The organism is Pseudarthrobacter sp. lyk4-40-TYG-27, assembly GCF_030209295.1.
Lineage (GTDB): Bacteria > Actinomycetota > Actinomycetes > Actinomycetales > Micrococcaceae > Arthrobacter.
In genome coordinates, this window is record NZ_JARVSH010000003.1 from 1 (window position 1) to 22,852 (window position 22,852).

A 22,852-nucleotide genomic window follows, 5' to 3' on the forward strand; every position below is an offset into this window, starting at 1 on the left:
GCACCCTCACCCAGCTCCGCGCCGACGCCGCCGCGTCACTGCTCCTCGGCGCCGGAAACGCGACAGCCCCGGGTGAAGCTGCCGCAGATGCCGGTGCTATCGGCAAGATCCCCACGCCGCGGGCTGATGTCCTGGTCACGGTCCCGGTGTTCTCGCTGCTGGGCCTCACCGATGAGCCGGCCGTGCTGGACGGGTTCGGGCCGGTCCCGGCATCCATGGCACGCAAGCTCGTCGCCGGCGGCGCGGAATCGTTCTACCGGGTCCTGGTCGACCCCCGCGACGGGGCACCCCTGGAAATCGGCCGCACCCGCTACCGGCTCCCGGAGACCATCAAACAATGGCTCCGGCTGCGGGACACCACATGCACCTTCCCCGGCTGCACCAACCACACCCCCGACAACGACACCGACCACCTCAACCCCTGGCACCACGGCGGCACCACCGGAACCCACAACCTGGCCCAACTCTGCCCCCGACACCACCGCCTCAAACACCACACCGCCTGGACCCCCGACCCAGCCACCAAAAACAAACCACCCGGCTGGACCTCACCCACCGGCCGACACTACAAACCCGAACAACACGACCCCCAACCAACCCACTGGCCACCAGGAACCCTGCCGGCCAGAACTCATGCAATACCCATCCAATTCCACGGCGAACAGGCAGGCATTGAAGACCTCCCGCCATGGGAACCGGACGACGCCAACCTCATAGACCTCAGTGACCTGTCACCGGAAGACCCGCTCTGGGCAGAGTTCTTCGAGACGCCGTTTGCCCTGTCGGAGTGACGCCGGTCAGCTGAAGTGACACTGGGGCGACCCCGGTTCAGCGGATGCGACGCTGGGGGGGACCTCGGTTCGGTCAGAGTGACGCCGGTCAGCTGAAGTGGCACTGGTGCCGATTCCGGTCAGCTGCGGTGCCGCTGGAGCAGCTAAGCCGGCATGCCCTACGGCTGCAGGCTCCTAGGCGAAGGACTCCAGCCCGACGCCGGCTGCCTCAAGCCCTGCCCTGATCCGGGCCGCCATCTCTACGGCGTCAGGAGTCCCACCGTGAATGCACAGGGAGTCCGGCCGGAACGCAATGACAGTTCCGTCCGCGGCCGCCACTTCGCCTCGCGTAGCCAGGCGAACAGCCCGTTCGACCACCGCATCGACGTCGTACAGGACGGCATCGTCCTCGGAAAGCGGCACCAGGCTGCCATCGGCGCGGTAGGCACGGTCGGCGAAGGCCTCGACGAACACCGGGTGCCCCGCTTCCTTGGCCTGCTTGAGCAGCTCCGAGCCGGGGAAGCCCAGGATGGGCAGGCCGGGATCGTAGGCGTTGACGGCCGCCACCACGGCGGAGGCTTGCTCGGCGTCATGGATCACCGCTTCATACAGGGCTCCGTGAGGCTTGACGTAGTCCACAGAGGCACCCACCGCATGCGCTACGCCGTCGAGCGCCCCCAGTTGGTACAGCACGTCACCGAAGAGCTCATCAAAACTCATGTCCAGCGCGCGGCGGCCGTAGCCGGCCAGATCGCGGTAGCCGAGGTGGGCCCCGACGGTGACATCCAGTTCGTAGGCGGCCCTGCAGCTGTCCAGCATGGTGATGGGGTCACCGGCGTGGAGGCCGCACGCCACGTTTACGCTCGTGGCCACCTGGAACATCGCCGGATCGCCTCCTGCCGTCCAGGAGCCGAATGATTGCCCTACGTCAGCGTTGAGATCCAAGTGTGTTGCCTTCCAGCGTCAGGTTGTCCGGCGCGGCAGCGGCGGTCAGCTCGCCGGGAATGGTGTCCGGCATCGGCCCAAAAGCCTCGCGGGCGTTCCTGGCCACTGCGCGGCCCATCATGAGGTTACCGGCTCCACCCACAACAGCCCCTATCCCGAAGGGCAGGGCGCGGCCAAATAACGCAGTGCCCTGCCGCTTCAGGAGGTTCTTCAGGAAGGCCGACTGGATCCGCTTACGGACGCTCCCGAATCCCGGCACCACCATCGACTTGGACAGCACGCTCCCCCAGGCATTGCCTGCGCTGTTGCCGGCTGCCTGGCCGCTGAGGGTCCCCAGCAGCGCAGTGCCCTCTTCGCCGAGCATGATGGCCATGACCATGGTGCCGGCTTTCTCCGGGTTGGTCAGCCTGATGCCGTGCAGTTCAGCCAGCGACGTTGCGTAAAGGGCCGTGGCTTCCAGGAAGCCAACTGTGGCGGCCGCGGAAAGTCCCAGCGACGCCACGGTTCCAACGCCGGGGACGACGGCGGTGGCACCCACCAGGGCGCCTCCTCCGGCGACAGCCCGGAGGTAGTCGCGTTCCGCGATGTCTGCCAACTGCGCGGCTGTTGCCCGCGGATGCTTCTTCTGGAGCCTCCGGATGTAGCCCACCACCAAAGGCCGCTGGATCTGCACGGCCTTCAGGATAATGTTGTGAACGCCGGGCTTGGGCTTGCCCTGGGCGTCAAACATCGCGTTATGGGCGGTTTCCTGTGCGATACGGAGTGCGGGGTTGCTGCGCCGGGCCATGGTCACCTTCATTCAAATCGACCTGCAGCGCGTGGCTGCCGTGTCATCCCATCCTAAGTGGATAAACACTAAGCATGCTTACACTTTTTGGGCCGGCTCTTCTGCGTCCGCGCGTTCGCCGCGGCGACCGGCGGCCTCGTCGGCCCGAAGCTCGGCCCGGAAGACCTCGAAGCGGGCCAGGTGCGCGGGACGGCGCCGGAGAATGGCCCACGCCACGCCGAGGATGACGAACCAGACGGGAGTCACCAGCAGGGCAGCGAGCGTGTCGGGCTGGGTGGTCAGGGCCCAGAGAACGAAGGCGAAGAACGCGTACACCACCCACACGGCGGGGATGCCACCGGGCATCTTGAACTTCGAGGCCGCGTGCAGGTGCGGGCGGCGACGCCGGAAAGAGATGTAGCTCGCGAGGATGATCGACCAGACAAAGACGAAGCAGACGGCGGACACGGTGGTCACCATTTCAAAGGCCATGCCAACATCCTGGCCCGCATACATGAGTACGACGCCGGACAGCAGCAGGACGCAGGACAGGAACAGCGCGTTGCTGGGCACCTTCCTCGTGGAGAGCCGGCTGAAGACACCGGGGGCGTCGCCTTCCTGGGCCAGGCCGAAGACCATGCGGGACGTGGAGTAGATGCCGGAGTTCGCAGAGGACATCGCCGAAGTGAGGACCACCAGGTTGACCACCGTGGCCGCGGCGCCGAGGCCGGCCAGGGAGAACATCCCGATGAAGGGGCTGTGGCCGGCGGCGAACTGGGTCCACGGGGTGACTGCCATGAGGATGACCAGCGCGCCGACATAGAAGAGCAGCACGCGGACGGGGATGGCGTTGATGGCCCTGGGCAGCGTGCGCTCGGGATTCTTGGCCTCGGCGGCGGTGGTGCCCACCAGTTCGATGCCCACGAAGGCGAATACTGCAATCTGGAATCCGGCCACAAAGCCCATGAACTCATTGGGGAAGAACCCGCCATGGCTCCACAGGTTGGTGAAGCTAGCCGTGCCTGCGTCGCTCTGGAAACCGGTGAAGATCATGAAAAGTCCCACGATGATCAGGGCCGCGATGGCGACGATCTTGATGAGGGCGAACCAGAACTCTGTCTCGCCGAACGCCTTGACCGTGGCGAGGTTCAGCAGCAGCAGGATGCCCACCGTGGCCAGGCCCGGGATCCAAAGCGGCAGCGCCGGCCAAAGTTCTTTTGAGTACCCGGCGATGGCGATGACGTCCGCGATTCCGGTGATCACCCAGCAGAACCAGTACGTCCACCCGGTGAAGAAGCCTGCCCACGGACCCAGGAGGTCGGCGGCGAAATCACTGAAGGACTTGTAGTTCAGGTTGCTCAGCAGCAACTCGCCCATGGCCCGCATGACGAAGAAAAGCATGAAGCCGATGATCATGTACACGAAGATCACGGAAGGTCCGGCGGCGGAAATGGTCTTGCCGGAACCCATGAACAGGCCTGTGCCGATCGCGCCACCAATGGCGATGAGCTGGATATGCCGGTTGGTGAGTTGCCGTTCCAGGTGGGGAGGCCCGCTGCGGGCCGCCGTGGCAGCACCCTGGCCGCGGGCTGGTTCGCTGTTGGACGTGGGGGGATGAATCGCCATGAGGAACTCCATCGATAAAGCGGCTTTTGGAGCCGCAAAGATTTGGTTCCTCCCCGCTCTGTTGTGGACCTGAGAGTTTCCGCAGCCAAAGCCGCTTGCACCGTCGGTGAGCCAAGGTCATGCCCGGCTGCTTTCCAGAGTTGCCTGTCCGCGGCGGTACGTGGGCCTGAGAGTTTCCTGGGGAGGGTTTGCTCCTACGGCGCCTGCTGGGTGTACCCGGCAGGACTCTCCCGCCGCAGGTCGAAGGCGTATTCAGTTGGAGGTCGGCGGCTTTTTGGGCCGCCGCCGGGCATGCACGGGACAGGCGCCGACTGGTAGGCCGCTCCGGATACGCTGAGCCAGCCACCGGCGGCGCCAATCCCGGGTTCAGTGTGGTGTCCGTCACGATCGAATGTCAAACCCCTTCCGACACAAGCGGGAACGAAGGCATCACGCGCCCAGTCAAGCCCCTCACCGAACCTGGCCGATTTGCCAATGACGGGTTCGTCCCGATACCTTGTGAGCCGAATCACCCACATTTGAATAAGCCTTTCGAGCTGTGACGGGAGAGTCCTCCCGGCGAATCACCGGGCAGGCGCCGTAGGAGCAAATCCTCCCCAGGAATCTCTCAGGCCCATGTACCGTCACGGCGAGGCGACTCTGGAAAGCAACCAGGCTCCGGCCTGGTTCACCGACGGTGCAAGCGTCCCCTGCCGCCAGCAGGCAACGCGGAATCTCTCAGGTCCAATACAGAGCGGGGAGGAACCCATCCCACGCCGTGCCACCCTGGCCGGCCAGACCTGGAGTTCCTCATGACGATTCAGTCGCTTCCAACATCCTTCGTGGACCGCCATATCGGCGCGCGCCGCCAGGCCGACGTCGACACCATGCTCAAGGCCGTGGGCTACGACAGCGTGGACGGCCTGGTTGACGTGGCCGTCCCCGCGTCCATCCGGCAGGAAACTGCGCTCAAGCTGGCCGACGCCCTCAGCGAGGTTGAAGTCCTCACGGAACTGCGGAAGCTTGCCGCCAAGAACAAGACTGCCGTCCAGATGATCGGCCAGGGTTACTACGACACCGTGACGCCGCCGGTGATCCGCCGCAACATCCTGGAATCCCCGGCCTGGTACACCGCCTACACGCCCTACCAGCCGGAAATCTCGCAGGGCCGGCTTGAGGCGCTGCTGAACTTCCAGACCATGGTGCAGGACCTGACGGCGCTCCCGATAGCCAACGCTTCCTTGCTGGATGAAGCCACCGCCGTGGCCGAGGCCGTGCTCCTGATGCGCCGCGCCAACAAGTCCGCGGCAGCCAAGGACGGCAAGACTGTCCTGGACATCGACGTACTTCCGCAGACCATCGCTATTGTCAGGGGCCGTGCGGAGGCGCTGGGCTTCGAGGTGGAGGTCGCGGACCTGTCCAAGGGCCTGCCGGAGGGTGCCATCAATGGCGTCGTGCTGCAGCAGCCCGGCGCCTCCGGCCGCGTATGGGACCAGTCCGCCGTCATCACCGCTGCCAAGGACCGGGGCGCGCTGGTCACCGTGGCTGCGGACCTGCTGGCCCTGACACTGATCACACCTCCGGGCGAGCAGGGCGCGGACATTGCCGTTGGCTCGGCCCAGCGCTTTGGTGTGCCGTTGTTCTTTGGGGGGCCGCACGCCGCCTACATGGCTGTCCGCAAGGGCCTGGAACGTTCCCTGCCCGGCCGCCTGGTTGGGGTGTCCAAGGACGACGCCGGCGTTCCCGCTTACCGCCTGGCTTTGCAGACCCGCGAGCAGCACATCCGCCGCGAGAAGGCCACGTCCAACATCTGCACCGCCCAGGCGCTGCTGGCCATCGTTGCGTCCATGTACGCGGTGTACCACGGCCCCGACGGGCTGAAGGCGATCGCAGAGACCGTCCACAACAAGGCCAGGGTCTTGGCAACAGCACTCACGTCACTGGGCCGCGAACTGGTCACGGACTCCTTCTTCGACACCCTCACCGTCAGCGTTCCGGGCAAGGCCGCCAAGGTGGTCACCGCCGCTGAAGCCCGCGGCATCAACCTGCGCTTCATCGATCCGGACACGGTGGGCGTCTCCGTTGATGAGACGACGACGGCGGCAACACTTTCCGCCGTCGCCGTCGCCTTTGGCGCCGGTCCGGTGGGTGATGCCCAGGGATTCGAACTGCCCGACACTATTTTGCGCACCTCGGCCTACCTGCAGCATCCGGTGTTCAATACGCACCGGTCTGAACCCCAGTTGCTGCGTTACATTCGGAAGCTCTCGGACCGTGACCTGGCGCTGGACCGGACGATGATTCCGTTGGGTTCGTGCACCATGAAGCTGAACGCCACGGCCGAGATGGAGGCCATTTCCTGGCCGGAGTTCGCCTCGATCCACCCGTTCGCCCCGGACTCCCAGACCGAGGGCTGGCGCGAACTCATCGCCGGCCTGGAAGCGGACCTGGCCACGATCACCGGGTATGACCAGGTGTCCATCCAGCCCAACGCGGGCTCCCAGGGCGAACTCGCAGGGTTGCTCGCGATCCGCGGCTACCACCACTCCCGGGGCGAGCAGCAGCGCACCGTGTGCCTGATCCCGGCCTCGGCGCACGGCACCAACGCCGCCTCCGCCGTCCTGGCCGGGATGAAGGTGGTGGTGGTTGCCACCGCCGCTGACGGCACGATCGACCACGAGGACCTGACGGCCAAGATCGAGGCGAACCGGGACGTCCTGTCGGCCATCATGATCACCTACCCCTCCACCCACGGCGTGTTCGACGGGGACGTCCGCGAAGTCTGTGACGCCGTGCATGCTGCCGGCGGCCAGGTCTACATCGACGGGGCCAACCTGAACGCCCTGGTAGGACTCGCCCAGCCGGGCCGGTTCGGCGGCGACGTCTCGCACCTGAACCTGCACAAGACCTTCTGCATCCCGCACGGCGGCGGGGGACCCGGCGTCGGGCCCGTTGCCGCCAAGGCGCACCTGGCACCGTTCATGCCGGGCGATGCGAACAAAGCCGCGCACGAGCCCGGGCACGGTGTGGCGATCTCGGCGTCCCGGTTCGGTTCGGCCGGGGTGCTGCCGATTTCGTGGGCGTACGTGAAGCTGATGGGCGGGCAGGGCCTGACCGAGGCCACCAAGTCCGCGCTGCTGGCGGCCAACTATGTCGCGTCCCGCCTGAACGAGTACTTCCCGGTCCTGTACACCGGCGAAGGCGGGCTGGTGGCGCACGAGTGCATCCTGGACCTGCGCGAACTCACCGCGAAGACCGGGGTCACGGCCGAGGACGTGGCCAAGCGGCTGATCGACTTCGGTTTCCACGCCCCCACCCTGTCCTTCCCCGTCGCGGGCACGCTGATGGTGGAGCCCACCGAGTCCGAGGACCTGGCCGAGATCGACCGCTTCATCGAGGCCATGATCACCATTCATGGCGAGATCCAGCAGGTGGCCAGCGGCGACATCACCCTGGAGGCATCCCCGGTGCGCAACGCACCCCACACTGCGGCCGCCGTCGTCAGCTCTGACTGGGACCGCGCCTACCCGCGGGAGCAGGCGGCCTTCCCCGTAGCCTCGCTCCGCCAGGACAAGTATTTCCCGCCCGTCGGCCGGATCGACGGCGCCGCCGGCGACCGGAACCTGGTCTGCTCCTGCCCGCCCCTCGAAGCGTTCGAGACTTCGACAAGCTCAATCACCGGATTGGAAGACTGATTCCCATGACCGAGAACTACACCGCTCTTTTCGAGCAGCACAAGAAGGCCGGGGCCTCATTCACGGACTTCGGCGGCTGGCAGATGCCGCTCAAGTACGAGTCTGAACTCGCGGAACACCACGCCGTCCGCAAGGCCGCCGGGCTGTTCGACCTCTCCCACATGGGAGAAGTCTGGGTGACCGGCCCCGAGGCCGCCGCGTTCCTGGACTACGCCCTGGTGGGCAAGATCTCCGCGGTCGCCATCGGCAAGGCAAAGTACTCGCTGATCTGCAACGAAGACGGCGGCATCATCGACGACCTCATTACCTACCGCCGGCCATCCCCCGAAGAAGGCGTTGACAGGTACCTGGTGGTGCCCAACGCGGGCAACGCCGCAGTGGTGGCCAAGGAACTCCTGGAACGCTCCGCCGCCTTCGACGTCACTGTGGAGGACGCCTCCGCCAACACCTCGCTGATCGCCGTCCAGGGACCGAATTCCGAAGCGATCCTCCTGACGCTGGTCCCGGCCGAACAGCACGCACTACTCACCGGGCTCAAGTACTACGCCGCCGTGGAGGTGGGCATCGCCGTCAACGGCACGGTCCAAGACCTGCTCGTGGCCCGGACCGGCTACACCGGCGAGGACGGGTTCGAGATCTACGTTCCCAACCTGGACGCGCCCGCGCTGTGGGAGGCACTGCTCCAGGCCGGCGAAGGCTCCGGCCTGGTGCCCGCCGGCCTCGCCGCCCGCGACTCGCTACGCCTCGAAGCCGGGATGCCGCTCTACGGCAACGAACTCTCCCGCTACGTCAACGCTTACGCGGCAGGCCTGGGCCCCGTGGTGTCGCTGGCCAAGGAAGGCGACTTCGTGGGCAAGGACGCCCTGGCAGCCATCAAGGCCGCCGGAGTCGGATCAACCATCGGGCAGAAGCTGGTGGGCCTCAAGGGTGCCGGACGCCGCGCCGGCCGCGCCCATTACCCCGTCCTTAAGGACGGCACCCTGGTGGGCGAAGTAACCTCCGGCCAGCCCTCCCCCACCCTCGGATACCCCATCGCCATGGCCTACGTCGAGGTCGAATTTGCTGAAGTCGGCACCGTCCTTGACATCGACCTCCGCGGAAAGCCCGAGCGCTTCGAAGTGGTCCCCCTCCCGTTTTACAAGCGCCAGAAGTAGCTTCCGGGGCTGGGTTCGGCCCGGGGGGCCGCACCCGCAGGACCCAACGCCCGCTCACTTGTTGCGGGAATCAACCCAACGCTTTCTCACTTTCTCAACACGAACCCAAGGAAACACACATGGCAAAAGTTGTAGCTGAACTGAAATACTCCGCCGAGCACGAATGGGTTGCTGTGGACGGATCCGGGCCTGCGGGGATCGGGATTTCCGCCGTGGCGGCCGACGCCCTGGGCGACATCGTGTACGTGGACCTGCCGGAGGTCGGCTCCATCGTCACGGCCGGCGAAACCTGCGGCGAGGTGGAATCCACCAAGTCCGTCTCCGACCTCTACGCCCCGGTCACCGGCGAGGTCACCGAGATCAACGACGGCGTGGTCTCGGACCCCGCCCTGATCAACAGCGATCCCTACGGTGCAGGCTGGCTCTTCAAGGTGTCCGTCACCGAGGAAGGCCCGCTCATGTCCGCCGAGGAATACGCCGCAGCAAACGGCGGCGAGCTGTGAGCGCCCCGGCAGAAGTGGGCGCCTTCGAGCAGGTGGCCTCCCCCAGCCTGAACGCCGACCTGTCCGTCCTGGACCCTGAGGTTGCCGCCAGGATCGACGACGAGCTTGGCCGCCAGCGCGACGGCCTGGAAATGATCGCCTCCGAGAACCACACGGCCGCCGCCGTCATGCAGGCCCAAGGCTCAGTCCTGACCAACAAGTACGCTGAGGGCTACCCGGGCAAGCGCTACTACGGCGGCTGCGAACACGTCGACGTGATCGAGCAACTGGCGATCGACCGGGTGAAGGCCCTGTTCGGCGCGGAGTACGCCAACGTCCAGCCGCACTCCGGAGCCCAAGCCAACGCCTCCGTGATGCACGCCCTGATCAAGCCCGGCGATACCATCATGGGCCTGAACCTGGCGCACGGCGGCCACCTCACGCACGGCATGCGCATCAACTTCTCCGGCAAGCTCTACAACGTGGTGCCGTACCAGGTCCGGGAGGACACCCACACCATCGACATGGCCGAGGTGGAACGCCTGGCCCGGGAGCACAAGCCGCAGCTCATCGTGGCCGGCTGGTCCGCCTACGCCCGCCAGCTGGATTTCGCCGAGTTCCGCCGGATCGCCGATTCCGTGGGCGCGTACCTGATGGTGGACATGGCGCACTTCGCCGGGCTGGTCGCAGCAGGCCTTCACCCGAGCCCGGTGCCGCACGCGCACGTCACCACCTCCACCACGCACAAGACCCTCGCCGGTCCGCGCGGCGGGATCATCCTGAGCAACGACGCCGACATCGCCAAGAAGATCAACTCGGCAGTGTTCCCGGGACAGCAGGGCGGCCCGCTGGAACACGTCATCGCCGGCAAGGCGGTGGCCTTCAAGATCGCCGCCACCGAAGAGTTCCGCGAACGCCAGGAACGTGTGCTCGCCGGCGCGCGCCTGCTGGCAGAACGCCTGGTCCAGCCGGACGTCACCGCAAAGGGCATCAGTGTGGTCTCCGGCGGCACCGACGTGCACCTGGTCCTCGTCGACCTGCGCAACTGCGAACTTGACGGACAGCAGGCCGAGGACCGGCTCGCCGCGATCGACATCACCGTCAACCGCAACGCCGTGCCCTTCGACCCGCGCCCGCCCATGGTCACCTCAGGCCTGCGCATCGGCACCCCGGCGCTGGCCACCCGCGGGTTCGGCGAGGACGCCTTCCGGGAGGTTGCGGACATCATCGCCGAGGCATTGACGGCCGACGCCGGCGCGGACCTTTCCGGGCTCCGTCACCGCGTCGAGGCCCTGGCCAAAGCCCACCCGCTCTACCCAGGCATCGCACCCCTGTCCTGACCCTGGTTCCGACAGGCTCAGCGAACGGTCGTTGAGCCTGTCGGCCCCCCTTCGAGCAAACAAAGGAACAACGATGACATTGGCACCTGAAGGCCGGAAGATGCTGCGGATCGAGCAGCGCAATGCTGCCGTTCCGGTGGAGCGGAAGCCGGAATGGATCAAGGCCAAGGTCCAGATGGGCCCGGAGTTCGTCGGGCTGAAGAACCTGGTCAAAAAGGAAGGCCTGCACACCGTCTGTGAAGAGGCCGGCTGCCCGAACATCTTCGAATGCTGGGAAGACAAGGAAGCGACCTTCCTGATCGGCGGGTCCGAATGCACCCGCCGCTGCGACTTCTGCCAGATCGACACCGGCAAACCCTCCCCTATGGACATGTTCGAACCCACCAAGGTGGCCCGCTCCGTCCAGTCCATGCAACTGCGCTACGCCACCGTCACCGGCGTGGCCCGCGACGACCTCGAAGACGAAGGCGTCTGGCTCTACGCCGAAACCGTCCGCAAGATCCACGAACTGAACCCCGGCACCGGCGTGGAACTGCTCATCCCCGACTTCTCCGGCAACCCCGACCACATCAAAGCGATCTGCGACTCCGCCCCCGAAGTCTTCGCCCACAACGTCGAAACCGTGCCCCGGATCTTCAAACGGATCCGGCCCGCGTTCCGCTACGACCGCTCCCTGGACGTCATCACCCAGGGCCGCAACCTGGGCATGGTCACCAAATCCAACCTCATCCTGGGCATGGGCGAAACCCGCGAGGAAATCTCCGAAGCCCTCCGCGACCTCCACGAAGCCGGCTGCGACCTGATCACCATCACCCAATACCTCCGCCCCTCCGAACGCCACCTCCCCGTGGACCGCTGGGTCAAACCCCAGGAATTCGTGGACCTCCAGCACGAGGCCCAGGACATCGGCTTCCTCGGCGTCATGTCCGGCCCCCTGGTCCGCTCCTCCTACCGCGCCGGCCGCCTCTGGGCCACCGCCATGCGCAAAAAAGGCCGCGACATCCCCGCCGAACTCGCCCACATCGCCGACGGCATCCAGGACTCCGGCACCACCCGCCAGGAAGCCAGCACCCTCCTGGCCGGGTAATCCAGGACGAGGTTCGGCCGGCCCGGCCAGGGTGGTTGTCCCGGCCGGAACCCCCCTAGACTTGGCCTATGCCCACGCCCAAAGCTTTGCGGCCGTTTGCCCATCGCGAGTACCGTGTGCTGATTGCGGCCCTGGCCATCTCGATTTTCGGGTCCGGGATGTGGGCCGTGGCCATGGTCTACCAGGTGATCCACCTGGGTGGCGGCCCATTGGACCTCTCCCTGGTGGCAGCGGCGGGCAGCGTTGGCCTGGTGGCCTTCGTCCTGGCCGGCGGGATCGCGGCCGACCGGGTCCCCCAGCGCCGCCTCATCATCGCCGTGGAAGGCGCCAACCTTGCCGTGATCGCCGCCATCAGCGGGCTGGCGATCGCCGGTTGGCTGGAATTGTGGCACGTGGCGGTGGGCGCGTTCGTGCTGGGGGTGGGTGCGGCGTTCTTCTTCCCGGCGTACTCGGCCATCCTGCCGCGCATCCTGCCACCGGAGGACCTGCTGGCGGCCAACGGCATGGAAGGGTCCATGCGGCCGGTTTTGCAACAGGCGGCCGGGCCCGCGGCGGCAGGCGTCCTGGTGGCAGCGCTCTCGCCGTCGCACGCAGTAACCGCGGTTGCCGGTTGCCACTTCGCGGCTTTCGTCATCCTGAACTTCCTGCGCCCCCAGGAACGCCCGGACACCCGCGGCGAAGGCGGGGAAGCGGCGGAAGGCGCGGAACGCCGTCGGCAATCCTTCATCCGGGACTTGCGTGAGGGCGTCAGCTACACCGTGCGCACCCCTTGGCTCCTGTGGACACTCCTGTGGGCCTGCATCTCGGTGCTGTTCCTGATCGGCCCCATCGAGGTGCTGCTCCCGTTTGTGGTCCGCGACCAGCTCGGCGGGGATTCCAGCGCGTTCGGGTTCCTGCTCGCCATCATGGGCGTCGGCGCTGCCCTGGGCTCGCTGCTCACCGCGTCCTTCCGGCTGCCGCGGCGGTACCTCACGGTCATGATGGTGTCCTGGGGTGCCGGCAGCCTCCCCCTGGCCGCGATCGGCGTGATGGACAACTTCTGGGCGGTCGGGGCGGCCCTCCTCGTGTTCGGTGCCACCGGCAGCGTCGGCATGGTCATCTGGGGCACCCTGCTCCAGAGACGCGTGCCGCCGCACCTGCTGGGAAGGATTTCCAGCCTGGACTTTTTTGTGTCGCTGGCCCTGATGCCGGTCTCCATGGCGCTGGCAGGACCGGCGGCGGAGGTACTGCCCATCTGGCTGATCTTCCTCGTGGCCGGCGGCGTGTGCCCCATCGTGGCGGTGGTGGCCATGGCAGCCGCCAACATGTCCCGCGATGATCGCGCGCACCCGCTGGACGCGGCACTCCAGGTGGAACGGGCGACGACGGCAGGAGACTAGGGCGGCGGGCGCACCACCGTCTCCTCCCGCCGTCGGACCCACCCGGGTGCCCGGCAGGGGCCTAGCTGTGGCCGCGGACCACCGGGATACTCGCCGTCGGAAGGCCGCTGGGGAAGACCGTCGGTTCAGGAATGGCCACCGGCTCCAGCGGGACCTGTACGCCCTGCGCGGCCGCGAGGACCCGCTGGCCCCTGACGTCAACTTCCAGGGGTTCGCCTTCCTGCACGGTGAGGGTGATGGAACCGGACGCGAGCTGGACCAGCAGCAGCCGGCCCCTGACCTTCAGGTGGAAGGCCAGCGAATCCCACTCCGCGGGCAGGCGCGGATCGAAGAACGGGACCGGCCCTTGGTCCCGCAAGCCTGCGAAGCCGCACACCAGGGAGGACCACACGCCGCCGGTGGAGGCGATGTGGACGCCGTCGATCGTATTGCCGTGGGTGTCGTCCAGGTCGATGAACGCGGCACTGGTGAAGTGGTCCAGGGCTTCCTTTGAATACCCCACCTCGGCCGCCATGATCCCCTGCACGCAGGCGGACAGGGTGGAGTCGCCGGTGGTGATGGGATCGTAGAAGTCGAAGGCCCGCTGCTTCTCCCGTGCCGTGAAGTCCTGCCACTGGAGGAACATGGCCAGGACCGTGTCCGCCTGCTTGAGGACCTGGTGGCGGTAGATCACCAGCGGGTGGAAGTGCAGCAGCAGGGGGTACTTGGACCGCGGGGTGGTCCAGTCCCAGGCTTCCAGGGTCATGAAGTCGTTGTCCTGGGAGTGCACCTGCAGGTCCTCATCGAAGGGCAGCTGCATCCGGTTGGCGGCCTGCTCCCAGAGCTCCCGCTCGGCGTCGTCGATCCCGGGGTGGTCCAGCGCCGCGGCGACCCGCAGGTTGAAACGGGCCATCACGTTCGTATAGAGGTTGTCGTTCACCACGGCCGTGTATTCGTCGGGCCCGGTGACCCCATGGATGTGGAAAAGGCCGTCCTTGCCGAAGAAGCCCAGGGAGATCCACATCCGGGCCGTCTCGATGAGCAGTTGGGCACCCATTCCGTCCCGGAAGGCGGCATCGCCGGTGGCCCAGAGGTACCTGTTGGTGGCGAAGGCGATCGCGGCCGCGATGTGGAACTGGGCCGTTCCGGCAGCGTAATAGGCACTTGCTTCGAGTCCGTTGATGGTGCGCCACGGGAAGAGTGCACCATCAACGCTCAGTTCCTTGGCGCGGATCTTGGCCTCTGGCAGCATGCCGTGGCGGAACTCCAGGACCTGCCGCGCGCCGTCGGGGTTGGTGTAGGTGAGGTAGGGCAGCAGGTACACCTCCTGGTCCCAGAAGTAGTGCCCCTCGTAGCCGGAGCCGGTAACTCCCTTGGCGGGAATGCCGGCAACATCGGCGCGGGCCGTCGCCTGGGCAAGCTGGAAGAGGTTCCACCGGATGGCCTGCTGCAGCCCCGGGCTGCCGCCGCCCACCACAATGTCGGACGTTGCCCAGTAGCCGCGGTAGTGGGCCATGCTCTCGGCGAAGATCTCGTTCACCGGACGAAGGGCTTCCTCGGCCACCGCGGCTGCATCGACGTTCGGGTCCTGGACGCGGCGGCCGGCGGCGTAGCTGACGCTCTTTTCCAGCCGGAAGGGTTCGTCCGGCTCCACTGCCAGGACATACCGGACGCTGCTGTCATCCTGGTCCACCAGGGTTTCGAAGGGCTGGTGCCCCGCAGAGGTCCAGTGGTCCACGGCCAGGCCCACCCGTTGCTTTGATTCTGCGGCCTCCCACGAGAGGCGCAGCGAACCGTCGCCGCCGTCAAGGTTTACGGGCAGCAGTACCCGTCCGGCGTGGCGGCCGGACCGGCGCGGATCGTGCACGGAGTGGTCCTCCACCGGCTGGTCCTGGCGGTTGATCACCTGGGAGGTGACGTCCAGCGAAACCAGCCGGTCCGTGGCCACTTCCAGCGAGATGCCGAGGCAGCCGCGGGACTCGAAGCCGACGGCGCGCCGTTCAGTGGTGGTCACGGCGGCCCCGGAACGGCACTGCCAGGTGATGCGGCATTCGTAGATTCCGGTGGAAAAGTCCACGGCGCGCCGGTATTCCAGGACCTCGGACTCGGCGAGGCTGAGGCTTTCGCCGTCCACCACCACCGCGAAGTTGTTGGCATCCGGAACGTAGATGATGCGTTGCCCGGTCCGGGCAAAGCCAAAGGCGTTTTCCGCGTGCTTGATGTCCCAAATTTCATGCAGCCCGTTGATGAAGCTGCCGGGCAGGCCGCCATCCGCCGCCGCCCAGTGGGCGCCGCGGATACCCAGGTGCCCGTTTCCCAGGGCAAAGAGTGTTTCGAGGGTGCCTGCGCCACCAGCCTCGTGGCGGGTTTCGACGAGTTGCCAGGGGGTGTCGGGGAACCGTTCGCGGTCCGCGGTAATGACTGCCATGGTGGGGATCCTTTTGGCCTTGCTGGGTGCCGCCGGGGGGCGGGCACGAGGTATTCGGGGAGAATGCGCTGCTCGGATGGGTGCCGCTGGGGGGGGTAGCGGCACCGGAAGCCCGGGGGGAACGGGCATCACCGGCTTAGGGGATGAGTTCCTGAAGGTCATTGACCACCAAGGTGGCACCGGCGTCCAGGAGCGTCTGCCGGCCGGCGCCCCGGTCCACCCCAATGACGGAGTGGAACGATCCGGCCCGTCCGGCCTGCACCCCGGACACGGCGTCTTCAACCACCACGCACTCGGCGCTGGAGAGGTCCAGCAGTTTCGCGGCGTATTCGTAGGTGGCAGGGCTCGGCTTGCCGGGCAGGCCCTGTTCCGCGGCAACCACCCCGTCCACCACGACCGGGAAGTGATGGCTGAGCCCGGCCGCCTGCAGGACGGCGGGCGCGTTCCGGGAGGACGAGACGACGGCGACTTTGAGTCCCTGCGCCAGCACCGCTTCGAGGAACCGCACCGAGCCGTCGAAAGGTTCGACGCCGGCGCTGACGATGTCGTTGAAGATCCCGTTCTTCCGGTTGCCCAGGCCCTGGACCGTTTCGTGGGCGGGGTCGTCGTCGAGCGGGCCTTCGGGCAGGGTGATACCGCGGGACGAAAGGAAGTCCCGCACCCCGTCGAAGCGGGGCTTGCCGTCAATATGGTCGAAGTAGTCGCTTTCGCGGTACCCGGGAACGTCCGGATGCGAGGCCAGGTAGCCGTCGAAGAGTTCCTGCCACGCGCGCTCATGCACTGTGGCTGTGGGCGTCAGTACTCCGTCGAGGTCGAACAGGATTGCGGCGGCGCCGGTCCAGTCGGTAGTCCCGGGTGACGTGAGGTGTGTCATCAGCGGTGCGGTGTCCTTTCAGTCTGCGGACAGCCGGCCCCGCCGGTGCGGCCACAGGAGGCTCCCGTGCGCACGCGCACAGCAGCATCTCCGTGTCCGCCCACTGCAGGACCGATCATGGCCACAGACGAGTGTAAGCGCTTGCAAATTTGACTGGCAACTGTTTTTTCCCGGCCCGGCAGCACCGGGCGGAGTTCAGCGCAGCACGTAGTGGCGCAGGAATGCGCTGATGTCCACCATCTCGGCTTTGGACATGGCGTGCCCCATGCCCGGGTAGGTCCGGGCCGTCAGCAATGTGTTGGCAGCCAGCCACTCGGCGGTGTAGGCAGTGGCGTCCTCATTGATCACCAGGTCCGCCTTGTCCCGCCCCCAGAAGAACGGCGGTTTGGTGTCGAAGGAGTCCATCGTGGACAGGAGTTCGTTGTTGAGCACGAAGCCGGACAGCCCCACCACGGCCTTGTAGTCATCGGGGTGCAGCCGCATGAGCGTGCTTGCCATCGCCATCCCCTGGGAGTACCCCATCAGGGTGACGCTGCTGTGCTGGTCCTTGACCGATCCGATCCAGGCCCGCACGGAGGTGGCCGCGGAGATAACGTCCGCAAAGTCGTTGGCCAGGAAGTAGTCCAGCAGGAACCATCCCCAGTGGTCCCCGATGGGCATGGGAGCACGCAGCGCGGCGAACGTGAACTCCTGGGGCAGGTACTCGAAGAGGCGCACCATCCGGGACTCGTCCGTGCCGTAGCCGTGCATCATCACCAGCAAGGGGGTGCCGGCGCGCAACTCTTCCGGCTTGGACCACACAACTGTTTCCACCGGACCAGCCTAGCGAGGCGTGCACGCCGCCCCGGCGCGGTGATTGAATCCGGAATCGCCGGGAGGTAGCGTGTCGCCTGACAGACAGCATGCTTAGCAGTGGCACCATACGCACCACCATCACCGCAATGCCCTACCAGCGCCGCGCAGGACGCGGCTATAAGGAGCACGTCATGAGAATTGGCTCGTCTATCTTCCTCATCGCCCTCGGCGCCATCCTTGCCTGGGCCGTGGCTCCAGGGCTGATCCCGTTCGTGGACCAGCAGCTGGTGGGCTACATCCTGATCGCCGTGGGCGTGATTGGGTTGATCGCCTCGCTGATCCTGGCCTCCCCCGGCCGGAGCCGCCGCGTCAGCGAGTCCCGTTCGGTCATCGATCCCAACACTGGCGAGCGCATCACCCGGCACGAAACCCGCGACGGCGGCATCTAGCCACAGCGAATCCCGGAACGCGAGTCCGGAGTAAGCCATGAACCCGGAGAGCCGGGCTGGACCATCCCAAGTCCGGCCCGGCTTTCCTGCGTCAACAAGGGTTGCTCGCCAACCGATTTTGTTTCGTGTGGGTTTCCATTGACAAACCAACATAAGCAAAGATAAAGTCAAGTAACTCAACATCAATGTGATGCCAGTCACGCAGGAACCTACGCAACGGAGGGTACGTGTTCGCCGAAGAGCGCCAGCAAAAGATTGCCGAGCTTGTCGCCGGCAACGGCCGGGTCAGCGTGACCCTGCTGGCAGAGCGCTTCCGCATCACCACCGAAACCGTGCGCAGGGACCTTGCCGCCCTGGAGAACGCGGGTACCGTCCGCCGGGTCCACGGCGGCGCCGTGGCTGCCGACCGCTTCAGCACCACCGAAGAAAGCGTCACCGAGCGTGCCATCCAGCGGCCGGACCAGAAGATCCGCATCGCGGAGGCCGCACTCGCGCTCATTCCACGGAACTCGCCGGCCAGCGTCCTCATGGACGGCGGCACCACCACCGAGGTCCTGGCGGACCTGCTGGTGCGCCGTACCGCCATCGAACCGACCGACGGAACCGGGCCGCACCACGAACTGGTCGTCATTACCCACGCCGTCCCTATCGCCAGCAAGCTCTCCAACGTTCCCGGCGTAGCCCTGCAGATCCTGGGCGGGCGCGTCCGCGGCATTACCCAGGTGGCCGTGGGGCAGGCGACGGTGGACGCCGCCGCCCGCATCCGCCCGGACATAGCGTTCATCGGCACCAACGGCATCCACGCCACCTTCGGCGTCAGCACTCCCGATCCTGAAGAAGCGGCCGTCAAGGCCGCCTTCGTCCAGTCGGCACGCCGCATTGTGGTGTTGGCCGACTCCTCCAAGCTGGACACGGAAACCCTGGTCCAGTTCGCCTCCCTGAAAGACCTGGACACCTTGATCACAGACAGTGAACCCGGGCCCGAACTCGCGGCCGCCCTGGAAGACGCCGGCGTCGACGTGGTGATCGCATGATCGTCACCTTCACGGCCAACCCCAGCCTTGACCGGACCGTTGCCCTGCCCGGCCCGCTGGCCCGCGGTGAGGTGCAGCGTGCCGTCTCCGTCCGCCAGGAGTCCGGCGGCAAAGGAGTCAACGTCTCCCGCGCCCTGGTGGCGTCCGGCCTCGATTCCCTGGCGGTCCTGCCCGGAGCGGACGGCGATCCCGTCCTGGCCGGACTGCGCGAGCAGGGGGTGCCTTTCGTCTCCCTGCCCATCGACGAGCCGCTGCGGACCAATGTGGCGCTCACCGAACCCGGCGGCGTCACCACGAAGATCAACGAACCCGGGCCGGTCCTGGCCGCAGACCAGCAGGAAGCGCTCATCAAGTTGCTGCTGGAAAGCTCACGCGGCGCCAACTGGGTGGTCCTGGCCGGCTCGCTGCCACCCGGGTTCCCGGACAACTTCTACGCCATGGTGGCCCGGCGGATCCGGGAGGCGGGCAATGGCACAGCGCCGCTGATCGCCGTCGACTCCTCCGGGGCGCCCCTGGCCGCCTCCCTGACCGACGCCGGAAGCTCCGACGACGGTACGGGCAGCGGCGCAACAACCCCAGGTTCCGGGAAACCGGACCTCCTCAAACCCAACGCCGAAGAACTGGCTGAGCTGGCCGCAGCCGCCGGTTTTGCCCCGGCCACCGGAGACGAGCTGGAAGCGGACCCGGCTGCAGCCGCAGCCGCCGCGGCCGCCGTCGTTCGTTCCGGTGTGGGTGCTGTGCTGGCAACTCTCGGTTCCAAGGGAGCTGTCCTTGTAACGGCCGACGGCGCGTGGCTGGCCACGCACCCGCCGGTCGCCGCAGTGAGCACGGTGGGTGCGGGCGACTCCGCGCTGGCCGGCTACCTGCTCGCCCACGGCCGGGGATCCGCCCCGGCCGACTGCCTTCGTCAGGCGGTGGCCCACGGTGCCGCCGCCGCTTCCCTGCCGGGTTCCACTGTTCCGGCAGTACACCAAACAACCCCGGATGCCGTAACCATCACGGCCCTTCGAAAGGATTGACAGTGACTCAGCTCATCACCACGGAACTGGTCGAGCTCGACCAGAACCTGGGTAACGCGCCCGAAGCGGTGATCCGGCATCTGGCAAGCAAGGTAGCTGCCACCGGACGTGCCTCAGAAGTCGAGGGCCTCTTCGCCGACGCCTTTGCCCGCGAGCAGAAGACCGCCACCGGCATCCCCGGCGGCATCGCCATCCCGCACTGCCGCTCGGCCGCCGTCACGGTACCCACCCTGGCCATGGCCCGCCTGAACCCCAAGGTGGACTTCGGCGCCAAGGACGGCCCGGCGGACCTGGTCTTCTTCATCGCCGCCCCGGACGGCGCGGACCAGGAGCACCTGAAGCTGCTCTCCAAACTGGCCCGCTCCCTGATCAAGAAGGACTTCACCGCAGCGCTGCGCAACGCCTCCTCCGAGGCCGAGATCGTGGAACTCGTTGAAGGGGCCTTGGCGGACAAGCCCGCCGCGCACGCTGCCACCGCCCCCGCGGACGCGGTACCGGTTGGTGCCAGCGTTGGCGCAGGTGCCGCCGGCTCCGCCGCCGGTGCCCCCGCCGCCGGTGCGGCCGGGTCCGGCGGACGCGGCCCCAAGCGCCTGGTAGCCGTCACGGCCTGCCCCACCGGGATCGCGCACACCTACATGGCGGCCGATTCCCTCGTGGCAGCCGCCCGGGAAATGGGCGTGGACCTCCAGGTGGAAACCCAAGGCTCGTCCGGTGCCAAGGCACTGGACCCCGCCGTCATCGCCGCCGCGGACGCCGTCATCTTCGCGGTGGACGTGGATGTGCGCGGCAAGGAGCGCTTTGCCGGCAAGCCCGTGATCAACGCCCCCGTGAAGCGCGGCATCGACGAGCCGGACAAGATGGTCCAGGAAGCACTCGCCGCAGCCGACAACCCCCACGCCCGCCGCGTCCCGCACTTCGGTGCCGAGGAGCAGGCCGAGCACGAGGCTGAGGAGAAGGGCGAGCACATCGGGCAGAAGCTGAAGAAGGCCCTGCTCACCGGTGTCAGCTACATGATTCCGTTCGTGGCAGGTGGCGGCCTCCTGATCGCCCTCGGCTTCCTCATGGGCGGCTACCTGATCACCAAGTACGCGGACAACATCGTGGTCCAGAACAGCCTGTTCAACCTGCCCACCGAGTTCCCTGACAACGCGTGGGGTCCGCTGGGCGCCTACCTGGGTGCGGTGCTCTTCAAGATCGGCGCGCTCTCGCTGGGCTTCCTGGTCCCGGCGCTGGCCGGCTACATCGCCTACGCGATCGCCGACCGTCCGGGCATCGCCCCCGGCTTCGTCGCCGGTGCCGTGGCCGGATTCATGGGAGCCGGCTTCCTCGGCGGCATCGTCGGCGGCCTGCTCGCCGGTTACATCGCCCACGTGGTGGGCCGCCTGCAGGTAGCCCGTTGGCTGCGTGGCCTGATGCCCGTGGTGATCATCCCGCTGCTGGCATCGCTGGTGGCGTCCGGCCTGATGTTCCTGATCCTGGGCGGCCCGATCGTGGCCATCACCAAGGGCCTGAATGCCTGGCTGTCCGGCCTGACCGGTGCCGGCGCCATCGCGCTCGGCGTGATCCTGGGCCTGATGATGTGCTTCGACCTCGGCGGTCCCGTCAACAAGGTTGCCTACTCCTTCGCCGTCGCCGGCCTGGGGGCAGCAACCATCGACAACCAGGCACCCTGGCAGATCATGGCCGCGGTCATGGCCTCCGGCATGGTTCCCCCGCTGGCCATGGCGCTGGCCTCCACCGTCCTGAACAAGAAGCTGTTCAGCCTCGCAGAGCAGGAAAACGGCAAGGCCGCCTGGCTGCTGGGGGCGTCCTTCATCTCCGAAGGCGCCATCCCGTTCGCCGCTGCAGACCCCCTGCGCGTCATCCCCGCCAGCATGCTCGGCGGCGCGGTGACCGGCGCCATCTCGATGGCGGCGGGCGTCGGATCCAAGGCACCGCACGGCGGCATCTTCGTCTTCTTCGCCATCGACAACTTCCTGATGTTCGTCGTCTCGATCGTGGTCGGTACGGTAGTTACGGCCCTGTCCGTGATCGCCCTCAAACGCTGGGCAGTCAAGAAGACCGTTGATACGGTTGAACCGGTTCCCGTAACCGTCTAAGCCGGCCCCGACCCACCTATCCTCCCGGCGCTGAACCATCAGCACGCCGAACGACTAAGGAGCAACAATGCCAGAACGCACCGCAACCGTCGCCAGCCGAGTGGGCCTGCACGCACGCCCCGCCGCCATCTTCGCTGAGGCGGCAGGCGAGTTCGACCTGGAGATCACCATCGCCCGCGAAGGGGAGCCGGCAGACGAGGCAATGGATGCCGCCAGCATCCTGTCCCTCATGAGCCTGGGCGCCTCGCACGGCGACGTGGTGGTCCTCCGCGCCGAGGGCGCGGGTGCGGACGACGCCTTGGAACGCCTGGTGCAGATCCTGGAAACGGATCACGACGCCGAGTAGCAGCCACGCTGCCTGGCAGCACACAGCCGGCGGCCGCCGTCGGGCTTCCCTCAAGGAGGGGTGCCCGACGGCGGCCGCTTGGCTTTAAGCGCCACGCCACCCAAGCAACTCGCAGTTGTTGTCTTTTTGTACGCCCAAAACGACAACATGTGCGACCCAGTTGGGAGGCGGGGATCAGCCGCGTTCGGCGATGGCCTTTACGTCCGCCACCAGCTTGTCCCACATCGCCTGGGAGTGGGCGGCGGCTTCCTCGCTGGGGTTGTTGTCCTGGGCCAGGGACAGCCGGGTGGTGCCGTCCTGGTCCTCCAGGGTCCATTCGAGCGTGTGGTAGTTTCCGGGCTCGTCAGGCTGGCCGGAGAGCGGACTGAAGTGGGTGTGGACCAATTTCCGTCCAGGTTCCACGGCCAGGATCTCGCCCTTGTCCTGGTACGGTTTCCCTTCCCATTCGCCCAGCCAGATGATGGGGCTGCCAACCTTCCAGTCCGTCTGCAGGGTGGCTCCGAACATGAACTCCTTCACCGCCGCGGGGTCGGTGATCACCTCCCACACACGGTCCGGCGGGGCATCGATGGTGGTGACTGACGTTGCCACGTGGTTTCCGGTCAT

Annotated in this window: 19 protein-coding genes and 3 riboswitches; of the genes, 12 read left to right on the forward strand and 7 right to left on the reverse strand. The window is 66.9% G+C overall.

The annotated features are described in order from the left end of the window. The coding region (locus QRM96_RS04475) for an HNH endonuclease signature motif containing protein (protein WP_285318573.1) at nt 1-791 on the forward strand (791 nt) is incomplete at its 5' end. A 174-nt stretch (nt 792-965) separates the two neighbouring features. Here QRM96_RS04475 and QRM96_RS04480 read toward each other — a convergent pair. From QRM96_RS04480 to cycA, 3 genes are all read right to left on the reverse strand, one after another. Next, nucleotides 966-1,715 (reverse strand): LamB/YcsF family protein, encoded by a 750-nt coding sequence (locus tag QRM96_RS04480; protein ID WP_109864392.1) that lies wholly within the window; start codon nt 1,713-1,715, stop codon nt 966-968. After that, entirely contained in the window at nt 1,699-2,502 is an 804-nt protein-coding gene (locus tag QRM96_RS04485; RefSeq protein ID WP_285319059.1) for a hypothetical protein, read from the reverse strand. Before QRM96_RS04485 ends, QRM96_RS04480 begins: the two co-directional genes overlap by 17 nt. 78 nt (nt 2,503-2,580) lie before the next feature. Then, a complete protein-coding gene (gene cycA / locus QRM96_RS04490) occupies nt 2,581-4,107 on the reverse strand; it encodes a D-serine/D-alanine/glycine transporter (protein WP_133831185.1) in 1,527 nt (508 codons plus the stop codon). A gap of 48 nt (nt 4,108-4,155) precedes the next feature. Further along, nucleotides 4,156-4,251, reverse strand: a riboswitch (glycine riboswitch). After that, nucleotides 4,252-4,350: riboswitch (glycine riboswitch) on the reverse strand. It abuts the riboswitch before it with no gap. A 289-nt stretch (nt 4,351-4,639) separates the two neighbouring features. Beyond that, nucleotides 4,640-4,740: riboswitch (glycine riboswitch) on the forward strand. Nucleotides 4,741-4,898: 158 nt separating this feature from the next. Between cycA and gcvP the strand changes: the two genes are divergently transcribed. From gcvP to QRM96_RS04520, 6 genes are all read left to right on the forward strand, one after another. Then, on the forward strand, nt 4,899-7,781 hold the full coding sequence (gene gcvP, locus QRM96_RS04495; RefSeq protein WP_285318575.1) for an aminomethyl-transferring glycine dehydrogenase: 2,883 nt from the start codon (nt 4,899-4,901) through the stop codon (nt 7,779-7,781). 5 nt (nt 7,782-7,786) lie between these two features. Further along, nucleotides 7,787-8,935, forward strand: coding sequence for a glycine cleavage system aminomethyltransferase GcvT (gene gcvT, locus QRM96_RS04500; protein WP_018763958.1), 1,149 nt, complete (start codon nt 7,787-7,789; stop codon nt 8,933-8,935). A 119-nt stretch (nt 8,936-9,054) separates the two neighbouring features. After that, nucleotides 9,055-9,438, forward strand: coding sequence for a glycine cleavage system protein GcvH (gcvH, locus tag QRM96_RS04505; RefSeq protein WP_018763959.1), 384 nt, complete (start codon nt 9,055-9,057; stop codon nt 9,436-9,438). After that, nucleotides 9,435-10,757: a serine hydroxymethyltransferase gene (glyA, locus tag QRM96_RS04510; protein ID WP_285318576.1), complete on the forward strand. Its 1,323-nt coding sequence runs from the start codon at nt 9,435-9,437 to the stop codon at nt 10,755-10,757. The genes gcvH and glyA overlap by 4 nt, the downstream gene beginning before the upstream one ends. 73 nt (nt 10,758-10,830) lie before the next feature. Next, nucleotides 10,831-11,844: a lipoyl synthase gene (gene lipA / locus QRM96_RS04515; protein WP_285318577.1), complete on the forward strand. Its 1,014-nt coding sequence runs from the start codon at nt 10,831-10,833 to the stop codon at nt 11,842-11,844. A 68-nt stretch (nt 11,845-11,912) separates the two neighbouring features. After that, on the forward strand, nt 11,913-13,223 hold the full coding sequence (locus QRM96_RS04520; RefSeq protein WP_285318579.1) for an MFS transporter: 1,311 nt from the start codon (nt 11,913-11,915) through the stop codon (nt 13,221-13,223). Nucleotides 13,224-13,284: 61 nt separating this feature from the next. Here QRM96_RS04520 and QRM96_RS04525 read toward each other — a convergent pair whose 3' ends face one another. From QRM96_RS04525 to QRM96_RS04535, 3 genes are all read right to left on the reverse strand, one after another. Then, on the reverse strand, nt 13,285-15,630 hold the full coding sequence (locus QRM96_RS04525) for a glycoside hydrolase family 65 protein (protein WP_109863625.1): 2,346 nt from the start codon (nt 15,628-15,630) through the stop codon (nt 13,285-13,287). Nucleotides 15,631-15,766: 136 nt separating this feature from the next. Then, entirely contained in the window at nt 15,767-16,504 is a 738-nt protein-coding gene (locus tag QRM96_RS04530; protein WP_133831191.1) for an HAD family hydrolase, read from the reverse strand. A gap of 195 nt (nt 16,505-16,699) precedes the next feature. Continuing rightward, nucleotides 16,700-17,317 carry an alpha/beta hydrolase gene (locus tag QRM96_RS04535; protein ID WP_026265134.1) on the reverse strand — a complete coding sequence of 206 codons (618 nt, stop codon included), beginning with the start codon at nt 17,315-17,317 and terminating at the stop codon, nt 16,700-16,702. Nucleotides 17,318-17,490: 173 nt separating this feature from the next. Between QRM96_RS04535 and QRM96_RS04540 the strand changes: the two genes are divergently transcribed. The 5 genes from QRM96_RS04540 (at nt 17,491) to QRM96_RS04560 (ending at nt 22,246) form a co-directional block, all read left to right on the forward strand. Beyond that, nucleotides 17,491-17,748, forward strand: a complete 258-nt coding sequence (locus tag QRM96_RS04540) for a DUF6458 family protein (protein WP_018763712.1) — start codon at nt 17,491-17,493, stop codon at nt 17,746-17,748. A gap of 227 nt (nt 17,749-17,975) precedes the next feature. Then, the gene (locus QRM96_RS04545; RefSeq protein ID WP_285318581.1) at nt 17,976-18,782 is read left to right on the forward strand and encodes a DeoR/GlpR family DNA-binding transcription regulator; all 807 of its coding nucleotides are present in this window, start codon (nt 17,976-17,978) and stop codon (nt 18,780-18,782) included. Next, on the forward strand, nt 18,779-19,801 hold the full coding sequence (locus QRM96_RS04550; protein WP_109863628.1) for a 1-phosphofructokinase family hexose kinase: 1,023 nt from the start codon (nt 18,779-18,781) through the stop codon (nt 19,799-19,801). The genes QRM96_RS04545 and QRM96_RS04550 overlap by 4 nt, the downstream gene beginning before the upstream one ends. Nucleotides 19,802-19,803: 2 nt before the next feature. After that, nucleotides 19,804-21,900, forward strand: a complete 2,097-nt coding sequence (locus QRM96_RS04555; protein WP_018763715.1) for a PTS fructose transporter subunit IIABC — start codon at nt 19,804-19,806, stop codon at nt 21,898-21,900. Nucleotides 21,901-21,967: 67 nt separating this feature from the next. Further along, on the forward strand, nt 21,968-22,246 hold the full coding sequence (locus tag QRM96_RS04560) for an HPr family phosphocarrier protein (protein ID WP_018763716.1): 279 nt from the start codon (nt 21,968-21,970) through the stop codon (nt 22,244-22,246). Between the two features lie 174 nt (nt 22,247-22,420). On the opposite strand, the gene QRM96_RS04565 is transcribed toward QRM96_RS04560, so the two are convergent. Next, nucleotides 22,421-22,852 carry an SRPBCC family protein gene (locus tag QRM96_RS04565; RefSeq protein ID WP_018763717.1) on the reverse strand — a complete coding sequence of 144 codons (432 nt, stop codon included), beginning with the start codon at nt 22,850-22,852 and terminating at the stop codon, nt 22,421-22,423.

Bases quoted from the DNA above. Each gene is read 5' to 3' on its own strand.
- QRM96_RS04485 (WP_285319059.1), bottom strand. From the start codon at position 2,502: ATGGCCCGGCGCAGCAACCCCGCACTCCGTATCGCACAGGAAACCGCC.
- cycA (WP_133831185.1), bottom strand. From the start codon at position 4,107: ATGGCGATTCATCCCCCCACGTCCAACAGCGAACCAGCCCGCGGCCAG.
- gcvP (WP_285318575.1), top strand. From the start codon at position 4,899: ATGACGATTCAGTCGCTTCCAACATCCTTCGTGGACCGCCATATCGGC.
- gcvT (WP_018763958.1), top strand. From the start codon at position 7,787: ATGACCGAGAACTACACCGCTCTTTTCGAGCAGCACAAGAAGGCCGGG.
- gcvH (WP_018763959.1), top strand. From the start codon at position 9,055: ATGGCAAAAGTTGTAGCTGAACTGAAATACTCCGCCGAGCACGAATGG.
- lipA (WP_285318577.1), top strand. From the start codon at position 10,831: ATGACATTGGCACCTGAAGGCCGGAAGATGCTGCGGATCGAGCAGCGC.
- QRM96_RS04520 (WP_285318579.1), top strand. From the start codon at position 11,913: ATGCCCACGCCCAAAGCTTTGCGGCCGTTTGCCCATCGCGAGTACCGT.
- QRM96_RS04525 (WP_109863625.1), bottom strand. From the start codon at position 15,630: ATGGCAGTCATTACCGCGGACCGCGAACGGTTCCCCGACACCCCCTGG.
- QRM96_RS04530 (WP_133831191.1), bottom strand. From the start codon at position 16,504: ATGACACACCTCACGTCACCCGGGACTACCGACTGGACCGGCGCCGCC.
- QRM96_RS04540 (WP_018763712.1), top strand. From the start codon at position 17,491: ATGAGAATTGGCTCGTCTATCTTCCTCATCGCCCTCGGCGCCATCCTT.
- QRM96_RS04550 (WP_109863628.1), top strand. From the start codon at position 18,779: ATGATCGTCACCTTCACGGCCAACCCCAGCCTTGACCGGACCGTTGCC.
- QRM96_RS04560 (WP_018763716.1), top strand. From the start codon at position 21,968: ATGCCAGAACGCACCGCAACCGTCGCCAGCCGAGTGGGCCTGCACGCA.
- QRM96_RS04565 (WP_018763717.1), bottom strand. From the start codon at position 22,852: ATGACCGGAAACCACGTGGCAACGTCAGTCACCACCATCGATGCCCCG.